Below are 14172 nucleotides of genomic sequence, written 5' to 3' on the forward strand. Positions count from 1 at the left end.
GTGCGCGCCGGCCGGGGTCGGGGCCGGTCCGAGGACGGTCACCGCTCGCCGACCGCGGTCCCGCGGAGCCGGTCGGGCAGGGCCCGGTGCACGACCGCGGCGACCAGCGCGGCGATCACGACCTTGGCGGCGTCCCCGGGCAGGAACACCAGCGAGCCGACCACGGCCGTGGTGGCGTCGCCGGTGTAGACGGCCAGGAAGGGCACGCCGACGGCGTAGTCGGCGAGGACCCCGCAGGCGGTGGCCAGCAGCAGCAGGGGGAACGTCGGGCGCGTCGCGCGCTGCGCGATGAGGCCGGTGACCAGGGCGGAGAGCAGCCAGCCGATCAGGAAGCCGCCGCTGGGCCCGACGAACGGGGCGAGCCCGCCGCGCCCGCCCGAGAGCAGCGGCAGGCCGATGGCGACCAGCGCCAGCAGCAGCGCCACGGCCGCGGTGCCGCGCCGGGCCCCCAGCAGCGCGCCGGCCAGCAGCGGGCCGGCGTTCTGCAGCACGATCGGCACGCCGGAGGCGGCGACGTAGATCCCGGGGAAGATCCCCAGCACCGCGATGAACGCGGCGAACACGACCATGGTGGCGAGGGCGGTCGCGGGCGAGCGATCGCGCGGAGCGGTCATGATCGGAGGCTAATGCGCCCCGCGCGCGCCGCACGGCATTCGTGGCGCGCCGAACAACGCGCCACGAATGGCGCCCGCTTCGGTACGGCTGCGCGGTTCAGACCGGTCGGGCGCGCAGGCCGTCGAGGTGCAGGGCCAGGAACCGGCGCCAGGCCAGCGGATCGGCGTCGGCGGTCAGCTGGATGATCCGGGAGACCGCCCAGACCAGCGCGGCGAGGTCGTCGTTGGTGAAGTCGGCGCGCAGCTCGCCCGCGCCCTTCGCGCGGGCGAGGATCCGGTCGACGTGGGCGAAGCCGGCGCAGGAGGCGGCGGGGTCGGCGGTGCCGGGGGCGTTGCGGGCCACGGCGTCGTTGATGCCGCGGTCGCGGGCCTGCAGCGAGAACAGGCCCTCCAGGAACGTCACGAAGCCGTGCCACGGGTCGGGGTCGGCCATGGCCCGCTCGGCGATCGGGTCGAGCGGCGACAGCTGCGCCGGCAGGATCGCGGCCACCAGCGCGGCGCGGTCGGCGAAGTGGTTGTAGAACGTCCCGATGCTGACGCCGGCGCGCCGTGCGACCTGGTCGAGCGGGGCGTCCAGGCCCTGCTCGCCCAGCACGGCCGTCGCGGCGCGCAGCAGCTTGTCGCGGTTGCGCGCGGCGTCGGCGCGCACGGGGCGCTCCCGGACCGTCACGGTCGCCGATCCTAGCGCCGGGCCACGTCGAGGGCGCCTCATGGTCGTCGTGCAACGCGATGATCCTACCGTCGGGCACAGTGTGCGGGTGCCGGACCTCGTCGCCGCCCTCACCCCCGTGCTCACCGCCGCGCTCGGACCCACGACCCGGGTCGTCGAAGCCACGTCGATGACGGCCGGCGCGTCCCGGCGCACCACCTCGATCGTCGTCGACGACGGCGACGGCGCCGCGGGCTGGTGCTCCAGCAGGCCCAGCCGGGCGCGGCCGGGACGATGCTGGTCGAGGCCGAGCTGATGCGCCGGGCGCGCGCGGCCGGGGTGCCGGTGCCCGAGGTCGTGGCCGCCTCCGACGACCCCGCCGCGCCCGGGGCGCCGTACACGCTCACCGGGCGCGTCGTCGGGGAGACGCTGCCGCAGCGGATCCTGGCCGCCTGCCCGCCGGGGCTGGCCCACCGCTGCGGCGAGGTGCTGGCCGCCATCCACGGCATCGACCCGGACGGCGTCGCGCTGCCCGACGCGCCCGACCCGGTGCGCGCCCTGCGCGACTCCTACGACGAGGTCGGCGCCGCCGTGCCCGCCTTCGAGCTGGCCTTCCGCGAGCTGGCCCGCGACCGGCCCCCGGCCCGTCCGCGCGGGCTGGTGCACGGCGACTTCCGGATGGGCAACCTGGTGGTCTCCGCGGACGCGCCCGGCGGCCTGGCCGCGGTGCTCGACTGGGAGCTGGCCCACCTCGGCGACCCCGTGGAGGACCTCGGCTGGCTGTGCACGAAGGCGTGGCGGTTCCGCCGACCCGAGGTGGTGGGCGGCTTCGGCGACGTCGACGACCTGCTGGCCGGCTACACCGCGGGCGGCGGCCGGCCGGTCGACCGGGCCGAGCTGCGCTGGTGGACGGTCTACGGCACGGTGCGCTGGGGGGTGCTGTGCCTGTCCATGCTGCAGGCCCACCTCGACGGCCATGTCCGCTCGGTCGACCGGGTCGCCATCGGGCGCCGGGTCGCCGAGCAGGAGTGGGACCTGCTCGACCTCCTGGAGCAGTGACCGCTACCTGCCCGACAGCTCGGCCACGACCGGGGCGAACGCGTCCGCGTCGCGGATGACGTAGTGGCTGATGCCGAGCAGCTCGCGCAGGCGCTGCAGCTTGTCCACGACCTGCTCGACGCTGCCGGACAGCACGAACGGGCTGTCCCGCACGGCCTCCGCCGGCTGCTCGAAGCGCTCGGCCAGGTCCTCGGCGCCCGGCGCGTCCGGCCCCACGGCCACGAACTGCGCGAGCGCGGAGCGCTCGATCGCGGCGTCGCGGTCGCCGGCGGCCTCGGTCAGCCAGTGCGCCCGCTCGACCAGCGCCGCGACGGCGAACCCGCCGCCACCCGGTTTCCCGCCCTCGCCGTGCACGATGCCGGTGAACTGGAAGATGTCGGCGTAGCGGGCGGCCAGCCGGACCACCCGGGGCCCGTGCCCGCCGATCAGGAACGGCACCCGCTCCTGCACCGGGCGCACGCCCAGGTCGTCGAGGTGCACGCGGTGGTGCTCGCCGTCGTGATCGGCGCGGCCGTCGTCGAGCAGCGCGCGCAGCACGGAGAGCGACTCGGCGAACCGGGACACCCGGGCGCCCGGCGGCCGGATCGGGGCGCCGATGGACTCGTGCTCGGACTCGTCGTAGCCGGTGCCCAGACCCAGCACCAGGCGCCCGCCGGTCATCCGGTCGACGGTGGCGGCGGTGCGGGCGAGCAGCACCGGGTGGTGCAGCTCGTTGTTGAGCACCAGGGGCCCTACCCGCAACCGCTCGGTCGCCGTGGCCGCGACGACGAGCGGCGCGAACGGGTCGACGTGGCCGATGTGGTCGTAGGAGTACAGCTCCTGGTAGCCGAGCGACTCGACCTTCCTGGCGTACGGGGGCAGCGCGACGCCGTCGGCGAGCACCCGCTCCTGCGTGCCGGCGGCGGTGACGCCCTGGACGGTGAACCGGAACGGGCGCGGCATGGGGTGTCCTCCGCGGTCTCGACGGGTGGGTCGCCCACAGCATCGCGTGATCGCCCGCTCACCGGGGCCGAGTTCGCCGACCGCCGAAAACGCGCGTTCGGGCTACCGCCCGGGGTCGAGCGGCACCGGTGCGGTGGCCGTCGAGGAGAAGTCGACGGAGGCGGTCGCCGAGGCCGCGTCCGGCACCGGGTTCGGGCCCGTCTGCAGCCCGGTCACCAGCCCCGCCCTGGCCAGCAGGCCCTTCTCGTTGAGCGCCCACTCGCCGCGCTCGGCCAGCCGGGCGTGCGCCTCCTCGAAGTCGGCCCGCACGCGCACGGCCTCGGCGGCGCGCTGGTCGCCGCGGTCGGCGTGGTGCTCGGCGTAGGTGCGGTGGAACTGCGCCCGCCACCGCCACGACGGCGGCGCGGACTCGCGCAGCACCGGCGGGAACTGCGGGCGGGGCAGCGGCGGCCCGGTCAGCTGGCGGCCCAGGGCCAGCTCGCCGGCCAGCGCGTAGGTGGGCCACCCGGCGAGGTGGCCGAGCAGCGGGTCGATCTCGAAGCGGCCCTGCTCGGCGAGCGCCGCCCAGCTCTCGACGACGTCGAGGTCGCGGTAGAGCACGTCGACCTTGACCCCGTCGAGGGTCCACCACGCGCCGCCGTTCATCAGCCGCCCCCACTCGCCGGGGTCGACGACGGTGCCCGGGTGGCCGAAGGCCCGCAGGTGGCCCGGGTCGAGGTGGCCGCGGTAGTAGAGGCCGAAGTCCCAGTCGCTGTCGGGCAGCTCGGCGCCGCGGGCCCGGGATCCGCCGAGGGTGACCGCGACGACCCCGGGAATGGCCTGGAGCCGCTCGGCGAGCCAGTGCATCGTCGAAGTATGACGGCTCGGCCCGACAGGCGGAGCGGGGTCCCGGGGGTGGCCCCAGACGACCCGGTCGGGCCGCACCGACCGGAGGCGGGCGACGCCCGCGCCACCTGGGCCTTCCGTCGACCGCGGCTCGGCACCCGTCCTCGGTCGAGCGGTAACCTCCGGGCGTGTCCGCCCCGCAGCCCGGCAGGCGCTCCGGGCGGCCCCGTTCGCTGACCCGCGAGCGGGTCGCCAGGGCCGCGCTGGCCGAGGGCGTCGGGCGGATGTCGATGCCGACCGTCGCCCGCAGGCTCGGCGTCAGCCACTCGACGCTCTACCGCTACGTCCACGACCGCGACGACCTGGTCCTGGCCGCCGTCGACCTGGCGGTGCGCGAGTTCGACTGGCCGGCCCCGACCCCCGACTGGCGCGCCACGCTGACCGCGCTCGCCGACGCGGTGTGGGACCTCCTCGCCCGCCACCCCGGACTGGCCGGCGCCGCGGCCGTCGTTCCCGGGATGCCGCGCGCGGCGGCCGAGCAGGTCGGCCGCTACGTGGCGACCCTGCGCGCGGCCGGGTTCAGCGCCGAGGACGCGCTGCTCGGCGTCGACTTCGTGATCGACCTGACCCTCGGCACGGCCGGGCTGATGACCGACCTCGCCCGCCGGCACGCGACGCCCGACGGGCCCCGGCCCCTGCACGAGCTGCACCGGCGGACCTGGCCGGAACTGGTCGAGCTGGTCGGCGGCCCGGCCGCGGACCAGCTGCTCACCGGGCGGGGCTGGTTCGACCGCAAGCTCGTCGTGCTGCTCGACGGGCTGGCCGCGCGGCTGCCCTGAGCGAGACGCGCCGCCGCTACGGTGGCGACCGTGACGACGCCCGCCGAGAAGGCCGCCGAGCTGCTCCGCCTGCACACCGACCCCGAGCTGCTGCTCGTGGTCAACGTCTGGGACGCGATCACCGCCAAGGTCGTGGCCGACACCCCCGGCACGAAGGCGCTGGCCACCGCCAGCCACAGCATCGCCGCCTCGCACGGCTACCCGGACGGAGAGGTGATCCCGCGCGACGAGATGATCGCCGCGGTCGGGCTGATCGCCCGCACCGTCGACCTGCCGGTCACCGCCGACCTGGAGGGCGGCTACGGCGACGCGGGCGGCACCATCGCCCGGGCCATCGACGTCGGGATCGTCGGGGCGAACCTCGAGGACCAGATGAAGCCGCTGGCCGAGTCGGTGGCCGCGGTCGAGGCGGCCGTCGCGGCGGGGGAGCGGGCCGGCGTGCCGTTCGTGCTGAACGCCCGCACCGACGCCTTCCTCAGGGGCGCCGACCGCGACCCCGAGGACGTGCTGGCCGACGCCATCGAGCGCGGCCGCGCCTACCTCGACGCCGGCGCGTCGAACTTCTTCGCCCCCGGCAAGCTCGACGAGCAGACCGTCGGCCGGCTGGTCGAGGCGCTCGGCGAGCGCAAGGTGAACATCATCGGCATCCCCGGCTCGATCGACCTGGCCACCGCGCAGCGCCTCGGCGTGGCCCGGGTGTCCTACGGGCCGTGGAGCCAGAACGTCGCGCTCACCGCGCTGTCGAACCTCGCCGCGGACGTCTACAACGGCGGCGGCCTGCCTGCCGAGACCCGCCGGCTGAACTGACGGGCGGGTGGGAGTCCGCGCCGCGGCGCGGACTCCCACCGGCGACCCGTCAGGCGGGGCTGGACTCCAGGACCGGCTCCTCGGTCGTCGCCGGCTCCGGGGTGCGCAGCGCCACCGCGGCGAGCGCGGCCAGGCCGGCGGCGATGACCGCGGCGACCAGCGAGGTCACGTGCAGCCCGCTGACGAACGCGGAGTTCGCGGCGTGCAGCAGGGCATCGGCCTGGGCCGTGGGCAGCTGCGCCGCCACCGCGCCCGCCCCGCCGAGGGTGTCGGCGGCCGCGCCGGCCAGCTCGGCCGGCACGCCGGCGGGGAGCCCGTCGGCGACCCCGCCGCGGTAGATCGCGACCCCGACGGTGCCCAGCACCGCGATGCCCAGCGCCCCGCCCAGCTCGGAGGCCGTCTCGGAGATCCCGGACGCCGCGCCCGCGGCCTCCTCCGGCGCCGAGCCGACGATCATCTCGGTGGTCAGCCCGAACACCGGCCCCATCCCCAGCGAGACGACGACCGAGGCGACGACCACCGCGACCAGCCCGGAGGTGGTGCCGACCGTGGTCAGCACCAGCAACCCGGCCGCGGCCAGCGCCAGCCCGGCGGAGACCAGCGTGGCGGGGCGGAACCGGCGGACCAACCGCGGCGACAGCTGCGAGCTCAGCACGAACCCGGCCGCCCCCGGCACCGCGGCCAGCCCGGCGGCCAGCGGCGACATCCCCAGCACCAGCTGCATGTACTGGCCCAGGTACAGCACGTACCCGACCATCACGAAGATCGACAGGAAGTTGACCGCGAGCGCCACGGTGAACGCCCGGATCCGGAACAGCCGCACGTCGATCATCGGCTCGGCCAGCGCGCGCTGCCGGCGGAACCAGGCGACGCCCAGCACCGCCCCGACGCCGATCGCCAGCAGCGGCACCAGGTGCACGCCGTCCTGCACGATCTGCTTGATGCCGTAGACGACGGCCAGCAGCGCGGCGACCGACATGGCGGCGCTGACCGGGTCGAGCCGCCCCGCCCCCGGGTCGCGGTACTCCGGCAGCAGCTTCGGCCCCAGCACCAGCAGCGCGCCCATCACCGGCAGCGCCAGCAGGAACACCGACCCCCACCAGAACCACTCCAGCATGACCCCGCCCAGCACCGGCCCGACCGCGCTGCCCGCGGAGAACGCCCCGATCCAGATCCCGACGGCGCGGGTGCGCTCGGCCGGGTCGCGGAACATGTGGAAGATCAGCGACAACGTCGACGGCGCGATCGTCGCCCCGGCCACGCCCAGCAGCGCCCGGCTGGCGATCAGCATCTCCGGCGTCGTCGAGAACGCGGCCACGACCGACATGACGCCGAACGCCGCGGCCCCGCCCATCAGCAGCCTGCGCCGACCGATCCGGTCGCCCAACGTGCCCATCGTGACAAGCGCACCCGCGACCATGAAGCCGTACACGTCGATGATCCACAGCAACTGGCTGCTGGTCGGCCGGAGGTCCTCGCTCAGCGCCGGCACCGCCAGGTCCAGCACGGTGAGGTCCATGACGTAGAGCAGGCAGGCCAGGGCGAGCACGGCCAGGCCGGTCCACTCGCGGCGGGTCGCCTTCGGCGGCGGCGTGGTGTACACGGTCTCGTCCTTCCGGTGGTTCGCTTCGTGGCGGTTGCGGGTAGGACCGCTCGTTCCGCCCGGACTCATCGCAAGGTCGAACCGCGCGGGCCCGGATCGACACCGCCGCTGACTTCTTTCACGCCGCTGCGAGCCCACCCCCGTGTTGCGCGCCCCACCCGGCGCTGCGAGCCCCACCCCGCGCCGCGCGCCCACCCCGCGCTGCACGCCGCGTCCCGGGCGCGTTCTCGCAGACCCGGCTGTGTCGCGCAGCGCCGGGTGTGTCGTCGCAGCCGGCCGGCGCGCTGCGAGAACACCCCCAGCCCTGCGAGGCCCACCCCGTGCTGCGCGCCGCGTCCCGGGCGCGTTCTCGCAAATCCGGCTGTGTCGCGCAGCGCCGGGTGTGTCGTCGCAGCTGGCCGGCGCGCTGCGAGAACACCCCCAGCGCTGCGAGGCCCACCCCGTGCTGCGCGCCGCGTCCCGGGCGCGTTCTCGCAGACCCGGCTGTGTCGCGCAGCGCCGGGTGTGTCGTCGCAGCTGGCCGGCGCGCTGCGAGGACGCAGCCAGTGCTGCGAGGCCCACCCCGTGCTGCGCGCCGCGTCCCGGGCGCGTTCTCGCAGACCCGGCGGCGCGGCGCAGCCTCGGCGGTGTCGTCGCAGCTGGCCGGCGCGCTGCGAGGACGCAGTCAGTGCTGCGAGGCCCACTCGGCCCTGCGCGCCTCGCCCGGCCGCGTTCTCGCAGTCCCGGCTGTGGGGCGCAGCGTCGGCTGTGTCGTCGCAGCTGGCCGGTGCGCTGCGACAACACGGCCGGCGCTGCAAGGCCCACCCCGCGCTGCGACAACACGGCCGGCGCTGCAAGGCCCACCCCGCGCTGCGACGCCGCCGCCGGCGCTGCGAGGCCCGTGAAGACCACACAGGCCCGGCGACGCGCGCCGCGTCCTGTTGCGACACCCCACGCACCGGTGGAACCTGCAGAGACCCCAGCCGAAGGAGGTCGCGTGGCGACCATCTTGCAGCGCTCGTTCCGGCGCAAGCCCGTGACCTCGATGGCCGCCGAGACCGGCGCGGACAGCGGGGGAGGGGAGCTGGCGCGGTCGATCGGGCTGTTCCAGCTGGCGATGATCGGGGTCGGGGCCACCATCGGCACCGGCATCTTCTTCGTGCTGACCGAGGCCGTGCCGACGGCGGGGCCTGCGGTGGTGTGGTCGTTCGTGCTCGCCGGCGTGGTCGCCGGGCTCACCGCGGTCTGCTACGCGGAGCTGGCCAGCGCGGTGCCGGTGTCGGGGTCGTCGTACTCCTACGCCTACGCGACCCTGGGCGAGGTCGTGGCCATGGGTGTGGCCGCCTGCCTGCTGCTGGAGTACGGGGTGTCGTCGGCGGCGGTGGCGGTGGGCTGGAGCGAGTACCTCAACCAGCTGCTGGGCAACCTGTTCGGCGTCACGATCCCGGACGTGCTGTCCAACTCGCCGGAAGAGGGCGGGATCATCAACCTGCCGGCCGTCGTGCTGGTCGCGCTGTGCGCGCTGCTGCTGATCCGCGGGGCCAGCGAGTCGGCGGCGGTCAACGCGACCATGGTGCTGATCAAGCTCGCGGTGCTGGTGCTGTTCATCGTGGTCGGGGCGACCGGCTGGAGCACCGACAACTTCGCCGACTTCGCGCCGTTCGGGGTCACCGGGATCACCGGGGCGGCGGGCATCATCTTCTTCTCCTACATCGGCCTGGACGCGGTCTCGACCGCCGGTGAGGAGGTCAAGAACCCGCGGCGGACGATGCCGCTGGCGATCCTGATCGCGCTGGTCACGGTCACCGTCGTGTACGTGCTGGTGGCGCTGGTCGCGGTGGCGGCCCAGCCGGCCGCCCGGTTCGAGGGCCAGGAGGCGGGGCTGTCGGCGATCCTGGAGCAGGTCACCGGGCAGGCCTGGCCGGGCACCCTGATCGCCGCAGGCGCCGTCATCTCGATCTTCAGCGTGACCCTGGTGACGATCTACGGCCAGACCCGGATCCTGTTCGCCATCGGCCGCGACGGCATGCTGCCGCGCTTCTTCAGCACGGTGAACCCGCGCACCCGCACGCCGGTCAACAACACCATCGTGGTGGCCATCGCGGTCGCGCTGCTGGCCGGTCTGCTGCCGATCAACTTCCTGGCCGAGATGACCAGCATCGGCACCCTGGTCGCGTTCACGGTGGTGTCCATCGGCGTGATCATCCTGCGGCGGACGGCGCCCGACCTGCCCCGGGGGTTCAAGGTCCCGCTCTACCCGGTGATCCCCATCCTGTCGATCCTGGGCTGCCTCTGGATCATCGTCGGGCTGCGGCCGATCACGATCCTGGTGTTCCTGGTCTGGGTGGCCGTGGTGCTGGTCTGGTACTACGCCTACGGCATCCGCCATTCCCGCCTCGGCGAGCCGGACGCCCAGATCGAGGACCGGACGTGACGCTCGTCGTCGGCCTGCCGCGCGACGAGCGGGCCACCACCGCGATGCACCTGGGCGGGCAACTCGCCCGGGCGCTGGGCGACGACCTCGTCGTCTGCACCGTCGTCCCGCCGCCGTGGCCGCCCGGGCTGGGCCGGGTGGACGCGGAGTACCAGGACTACCTCGACCGCGACGCCGAGGACGCCCTCGACCGGGCCCGCGACCTGCTCGCGCCCGGGCTCAGCGCCGACTTCGTCGTCGCCAGGGCCCGGTCGACCTCGCGCGGGCTGGCGGAGACGGCCGAGGAGCGCGGGGCGTCGGCGATCGTGCTGGGCTCCTCGGACGCCGGCATGCTCGGCCGGGTCGCGTTCGGCAGCGTGGCCGAGCGGCTGCTGCACACCTCGCCCGTGCCGGTGGTGCTGGCGCCGCGCGGGTTCCGCTGCCTGCCCGATGCCGGCGTCAACCGGGTCACCGCCGCGTTCGGCGCGGCCGAGGGCGACGACGACCTGGTCGTCGCGACGGCAGGCGTCGCGGTCCGGATGGGGGCGGCGCTGCGGGTGGCCTCGTTCGCCGTCCGCCCCCGCACCCCGCTGACCGCCGGCATCGGGTCGCGGGCCGAGGACGCCGTGCTCGCCGAGTGGTCGAGCGAGGTGCGCCGGGCGCAGCAGGCCGTGCTGGAGCACGTGGCCGCGCTGCCGACGGCGCCGTCGAGCACCGGGGCGGTGATCGGGCGCGGCACCGAGTGGGACGCCGCGCTGCAGGACGTGGACTGGACCGACGGCGACCTGCTGGCCGTGGGGTCGAGCGCGGAGGGCCCGCTGGCCAGGGTGTTCATCGGCTCGCGCTCCTCGAAGATCGTCCGGCACTCGCCGGTGCCGGTCGTCGTGCTGCCCCGCGGTGCCGTGGTCGCGCTGGCCGAGCGGGCCGAGCGCCCCTGAACGCCCGGAGGGGGTGGTCCCGGGGCGCCGGGACCACCCCCTCCGGGTGGCCGTCGCGGCACGGCGCTGTGTCGCGACGGGTACTGCGGTGGTGCCGTCAGCCGGTCTCGACCGGCTGGACGTCCGGGATGCCGTTGGCGGTCGGCGTGGACGGCGGCGTCCCGACCGGGGTGATCGGGGCCGAGCCGTTGTCGGTCACCAGCACGTCGGTCAGCGGCGTGACCGTGCCGCCGGTGATCTTGTTGACGGCGACGCCGGCGATCCCGCCGTGCTTGTCCGCGGAGAACCGGAAGGGCGCCAGCCACGGGCCCTCGAAGGTCTTCCCGCCGCTCTCGACGGCCTTGACGATGCCCTCGCGGGTCGGGTTCGGCCCGGCCGCCTGCAGCGCCGAGACGAACGTGTAGGCCTGCGACATGCCGTAGATGCGGAAGTTGTTCAGCTCGCCCTCGCCGCCGTGCTCGTCCCACACCTTCTGGAACAGCTGCACCCAGGCGTTGTCCTTCTGCGTGACGTTGGGCAGGTAGCTGGTGCTGATCACGCCCTCGAGCAGCCCGGCGTCGGTGATGGCGCCCTCGGAGAAGCGGGCCAGCAGGGAGCCGACCAGGGTCAGGTCGGCGCCCACGTTGGAGTAGGCCCACTGCGGCTTGTAGTTCAGCCGCAGCGCGTTGAGCTGCGACAGCGCCGTGTAGGACGGCACCGCGAAGCCCACCACCAGGTCGGCGCCCGCGGCCTGCAGCGCGGCGATCTGCGGGGCGATGTCGGTGTTGCCCGGGGTGTAGCGCTGGACGGTGACGATCTGGGACTCCAGGTACTGCCGGGCGCCCTTCTCGCCGTCCCGGCCGAAGTCGTCGTCCTGGACGAACAGCCCGACCTTGGCCTGCGGGAAGTTCTGCGCCAGGTACTGGGCCAGGATCTTGCCCTCGACCTCGTAGTCGGGCTGCCAGCCGAAGGTGTTGGGGTTCTCCCGGGGCTGGTCCCACAGCAGCGACCCGGAGGAGACGAACAGGTCGGGAACGCCCTCGGAGTTGAGGAAGTCGACGACGGCCGAGTGGGTGGGGGTGCCCAGGCCGCCGAGCATCGCGAAGATCTGGTCCTGCAGCACCAGCTCGTTGGTGATCTGGCTGGTCTGCGTGGGGTTGTAGGCGTCGTCCTTGTAGACGTACTCGATCTGGCGGCCGTTGACCCCGCCGTTGGCGTTGACGTAGTCGAAGTAGGCCTTGGCCCCGGTGGGGATGTCGGCGTAGCCGGGCGCCGCCACGCCGGTCAACGGGAAGTGCCCGCCGACCTTGACCGTGGTCTCGGTGATGCCGACGTCGGAGGCGGTGGCGGCCTCGCCACCGGTCGCGCCGCCGCCGTCCTCCTCGGCCGGTCTGCCCCCTGCGCCGCAGGCGGCCAGCGCCAGGGACGCGGCGACGGCCGCGGCCGCCAGCCGTGCGGTTCTGCTGATCATGCACTCCTCCTCGTCGAGGAACCCGGGTGGTTGCCCCGTGTCCGATGCCAGAGCTTGCGAAGCACGCCGACCGCTCCCGCGGGCGCGAGCAGCATCACCAGCACGAGCACGACCCCGTAGACGAACGGGGCCACCTCGGCGGCGGCGGTGGCGTCCAACCCGAGCGAGGTGCCCAGGTTCGTCACCGTCGGTGTCAGGAAGACCAGGAGCGCGCTGCCCAGCAGCGCCCCGGTGAAGCTGCCCAGACCGCCCAGCACGACCGCGGTCAGCAGGCTCAGCGAGAGCACGATGGTGAACCCGCTCGGCGCCGCGAGCCGCACGACGACGGCCAGCACCGCGCCGGCCAGGCCCGCGCAGGCCGCGCTGACCACGAACGCGATCACCCGGGTGCGGCCCAGCCGGATGCCGGCCAGCTCGGCGGCGACCTCGTCGTCGCGCACCGCCTGCCAGACACGCCCGACGCGGCCCCGCTTGAGGTTGGCCATCAGCAGCAGGACGACCAGCAGCGTGATCCACCCGACGTAGGCCAGGTACTTCACGCCCGGGGTCTCGTTGGCCGACAGGAAGTAGACGGCGTCGGAGAACCAGTCCGGCGGGCGCGGGGCGGCGATCCGCAGCCCCTGCTCGCCGCCGAGCCACTCGTCGAAGTAGATGGCCAGCCCGGGCAGTGCGACGGCCAGCGCCAGGGTGGCGCCGGCCAGGTACGGGCCGTGCAGCCGGGCCGCGGCGGCCCCGACCACGACGCCGACGACGGCGGTCACGGCCATCGCCACGAGCATCACGATCGGCAGCGGCAGGGCGGCGCCGTCGGCGTCCGGTCCGAGCAGCAGCCCGGTCGTGTAGGCCCCGACCGCCATGAGCGCGCCGTGCCCGAGCGAGATCTGGCCGTTGAGCCCGGTGAGCGTGGTCAGCCCGACGGCGGCGATCGCGTAGTAGGACATCGTGGCGAACTGCGAGTTGCGGAACGGGTTGGTCAGCTCCAGCACGAGGAAGACCACGACCAGCCCGCCCAGCGCGGCCAGCGCGTGCCGGGCGAACGTCGACTTCGGCAGCCTGCGTCGCACGGCGTCGAACCGGCCCGGCCGAGGGGCGGGCGCGGCGGCGCGGGCGGGCGCGGCGGGCTGCCCGGTGTCCTTCTCGGTGTCCTGCGGGGTGTCGGCCTGCTGCGTCATCAGACCCTCCTGGCCGCGGCGTGGGAGAACAGGCCCTGCGGGCGCACCAGCAGCACGGCCACCAGGATCACCAGCGCGGCCAGCGCGACGAGCTCGCTGCCGAGGTAGCCGCTGACGTAGGACAGCAGCAACCCGATCGTCAGTCCGCCGACGACCGCTCCGCCCGGTGACTCCAGGCCGCCGAGGACGGCGGCGACGAAGCCGAAGACCACGACGGCGTCCATGTAGTTGGGCGAGACCAGGTTGCCGCCGGCGATCAGCACGCCGGCCAGCGAGCCGACGACCGCGGCGAGCGCCCAGCCGAGGGTGAGCATCGCGCCCACCCGCACGCCGAGCAGCCGGGACACCTCCTGGCTGAAGGCCGAGGCGCGCATCTGCAGCCCCAGGTTCGTGAACCGGAACAGCGCCACCAGCGCCAGCATCACCACGACCACCGCGGCGATGACGAAGATGCTGTTCGGGGTGAACGCGATGTTGACCCCGCCGACGGTGAACCCGCGCAGGTCGAACGGCGCGGGGAAGGACACGAAGGTCGAGCCGAACAGGATCGCGGCCAGCGCCTGGAAGCCGACGAACAGCCCCAGCGTGACGATCACCGCGTTCAGCTCGGGCCCGCCCTCGACCGGTCGCACCACCACGCGCTCGACGAGCGCACCCAGCACCAGGCCGGACACCAGCGCGACCAGCAGCCCGACCCAGTACGACTGGCCGGCCTCGATCAGCGAGAGCGCGATGTAGGTGGTGAACATGGCCATGGCGCCCTGGGCGAAGTTGACGATCCGGGTGGACCGCCAGATCAGCACCAGGGCCAGCGCGATCGCGGAGTACACCGCGCCCTGCGCGAGGCCGGTCAGCGTGACGTTCAGGAACTGCTGCATCCGA

Annotated in this window: 14 protein-coding genes; 6 read left to right on the top strand and 8 right to left on the bottom strand. The window is 74.6% G+C overall.

What is annotated here, in order from left to right:
- Window positions 1-38 precede the first annotated feature (38 nt).
- Complete coding sequence (locus KIK08_RS21440; RefSeq protein ID WP_214405006.1) at window positions 39-614, bottom strand: biotin transporter BioY; 576 nt, start codon at window positions 612-614, stop codon at window positions 39-41.
- A 97-nt stretch (window positions 615-711) separates the two neighbouring features.
- Complete coding sequence (locus KIK08_RS21445; protein WP_214405007.1) at window positions 712-1284, bottom strand: TetR/AcrR family transcriptional regulator; 573 nt, start codon at window positions 1282-1284, stop codon at window positions 712-714.
- 88 nt (window positions 1285-1372) lie between these two features.
- Here KIK08_RS21445 and KIK08_RS21450 point away from each other — a divergent pair, with 88 nt between their 5' ends.
- Both KIK08_RS21450 and KIK08_RS21455 read left to right on the top strand, forming a co-directional pair.
- Window positions 1373-1579, top strand: a complete 207-nt coding sequence (locus tag KIK08_RS21450; RefSeq protein ID WP_214405008.1) for a hypothetical protein — start codon at window positions 1373-1375, stop codon at window positions 1577-1579.
- On the top strand, window positions 1522-2322 hold the full coding sequence (locus KIK08_RS21455; protein WP_214405009.1) for a phosphotransferase family protein: 801 nt from the start codon (window positions 1522-1524) through the stop codon (window positions 2320-2322). Before KIK08_RS21450 ends, KIK08_RS21455 begins: the two co-directional genes overlap by 58 nt.
- Before the next feature lie 3 nt (window positions 2323-2325).
- Here the strand turns inward: KIK08_RS21455 and KIK08_RS21460 are convergent, their stop codons facing one another.
- Together KIK08_RS21460 and KIK08_RS21465 are read right to left on the bottom strand one after the other, a co-directional pair.
- Window positions 2326-3264 carry a TIGR03621 family F420-dependent LLM class oxidoreductase gene (locus KIK08_RS21460; RefSeq protein WP_214405010.1) on the bottom strand — a complete coding sequence of 313 codons (939 nt, stop codon included), beginning with the start codon at window positions 3262-3264 and terminating at the stop codon, window positions 2326-2328.
- A 102-nt stretch (window positions 3265-3366) separates the two neighbouring features.
- Window positions 3367-4110, bottom strand: a complete 744-nt coding sequence (locus KIK08_RS21465) for a nucleotidyltransferase domain-containing protein (protein WP_214405011.1) — start codon at window positions 4108-4110, stop codon at window positions 3367-3369.
- A 167-nt stretch (window positions 4111-4277) separates the two neighbouring features.
- Between KIK08_RS21465 and KIK08_RS21470 the strand changes: the two genes are divergently transcribed.
- The gene (locus KIK08_RS21470; RefSeq protein WP_214405012.1) at window positions 4278-4928 is read left to right on the top strand and encodes a TetR/AcrR family transcriptional regulator; all 651 of its coding nucleotides are present in this window, start codon (window positions 4278-4280) and stop codon (window positions 4926-4928) included.
- A 30-nt stretch (window positions 4929-4958) separates the two neighbouring features.
- The gene (locus KIK08_RS21475; RefSeq protein ID WP_214405013.1) at window positions 4959-5735 is read left to right on the top strand and encodes an isocitrate lyase/PEP mutase family protein; all 777 of its coding nucleotides are present in this window, start codon (window positions 4959-4961) and stop codon (window positions 5733-5735) included.
- Between the two features lie 49 nt (window positions 5736-5784).
- Here the strand turns inward: KIK08_RS21475 and KIK08_RS21480 are convergent, their stop codons facing one another.
- Window positions 5785-7338: an MFS transporter gene (locus KIK08_RS21480; RefSeq protein WP_214405014.1), complete on the bottom strand. Its 1554-nt coding sequence runs from the start codon at window positions 7336-7338 to the stop codon at window positions 5785-5787.
- A gap of 1024 nt (window positions 7339-8362) precedes the next feature.
- Here KIK08_RS21480 and KIK08_RS21485 point away from each other — a divergent pair.
- Together KIK08_RS21485 and KIK08_RS21490 are read left to right on the top strand one after the other, a co-directional pair.
- A complete protein-coding gene (locus KIK08_RS21485; RefSeq protein ID WP_214405029.1) occupies window positions 8363-9751 on the top strand; it encodes an APC family permease in 1389 nt (462 codons plus the stop codon).
- A complete protein-coding gene (locus KIK08_RS21490; RefSeq protein WP_214405015.1) occupies window positions 9748-10668 on the top strand; it encodes a universal stress protein in 921 nt (306 codons plus the stop codon). The genes KIK08_RS21485 and KIK08_RS21490 overlap by 4 nt, the downstream gene beginning before the upstream one ends.
- A 97-nt stretch (window positions 10669-10765) precedes the next feature.
- Here KIK08_RS21490 and KIK08_RS21495 read toward each other — a convergent pair whose 3' ends face one another.
- Genes KIK08_RS21495 through KIK08_RS21505 form a run of 3 tightly spaced genes read right to left on the bottom strand, consistent with a single transcriptional unit; the run spans window position 10766 to window position 14168 of the window.
- Window positions 10766-12118, bottom strand: a complete 1353-nt coding sequence (locus KIK08_RS21495; protein WP_214405016.1) for an ABC transporter substrate-binding protein — start codon at window positions 12116-12118, stop codon at window positions 10766-10768.
- Window positions 12115-13290, bottom strand: a complete 1176-nt coding sequence (locus KIK08_RS21500; protein WP_214405017.1) for a branched-chain amino acid ABC transporter permease — start codon at window positions 13288-13290, stop codon at window positions 12115-12117. Before KIK08_RS21500 ends, KIK08_RS21495 begins: the two co-directional genes overlap by 4 nt.
- Complete coding sequence (locus tag KIK08_RS21505) at window positions 13290-14168, bottom strand: branched-chain amino acid ABC transporter permease (protein ID WP_214405018.1); 879 nt, start codon at window positions 14166-14168, stop codon at window positions 13290-13292. Before KIK08_RS21505 ends, KIK08_RS21500 begins: the two co-directional genes overlap by 1 nt.
- Window positions 14169-14172: the final 4 nt, after the last annotated feature.

Origin of the sequence: Pseudonocardia lacus (genome assembly GCF_018531445.1) — a bacterium.
GTDB lineage: Bacteria > Actinomycetota > Actinomycetes > Mycobacteriales > Pseudonocardiaceae > Pseudonocardia > Pseudonocardia lacus.

Excerpts from the sequence above, each read along its gene's own strand:
- KIK08_RS21440 (WP_214405006.1), bottom strand. The coding sequence starts at position 614 with ATGACCGCTCCGCGCGATCGCTCGCCCGCGACCGCCCTCGCCACCATG.
- KIK08_RS21460 (WP_214405010.1), bottom strand. The coding sequence starts at position 3,264 with ATGCCGCGCCCGTTCCGGTTCACCGTCCAGGGCGTCACCGCCGCCGGC.
- KIK08_RS21500 (WP_214405017.1), bottom strand. The coding sequence starts at position 13,290 with ATGACGCAGCAGGCCGACACCCCGCAGGACACCGAGAAGGACACCGGG.
- KIK08_RS21505 (WP_214405018.1), bottom strand. The coding sequence starts at position 14,168 with ATGCAGCAGTTCCTGAACGTCACGCTGACCGGCCTCGCGCAGGGCGCG.
- KIK08_RS21485 (WP_214405029.1), top strand. The coding sequence starts at position 8,363 with ATGGCCGCCGAGACCGGCGCGGACAGCGGGGGAGGGGAGCTGGCGCGG.
- KIK08_RS21495 (WP_214405016.1), bottom strand. The coding sequence starts at position 12,118 with ATGATCAGCAGAACCGCACGGCTGGCGGCCGCGGCCGTCGCCGCGTCC.
- KIK08_RS21465 (WP_214405011.1), bottom strand. The coding sequence starts at position 4,110 with ATGCACTGGCTCGCCGAGCGGCTCCAGGCCATTCCCGGGGTCGTCGCG.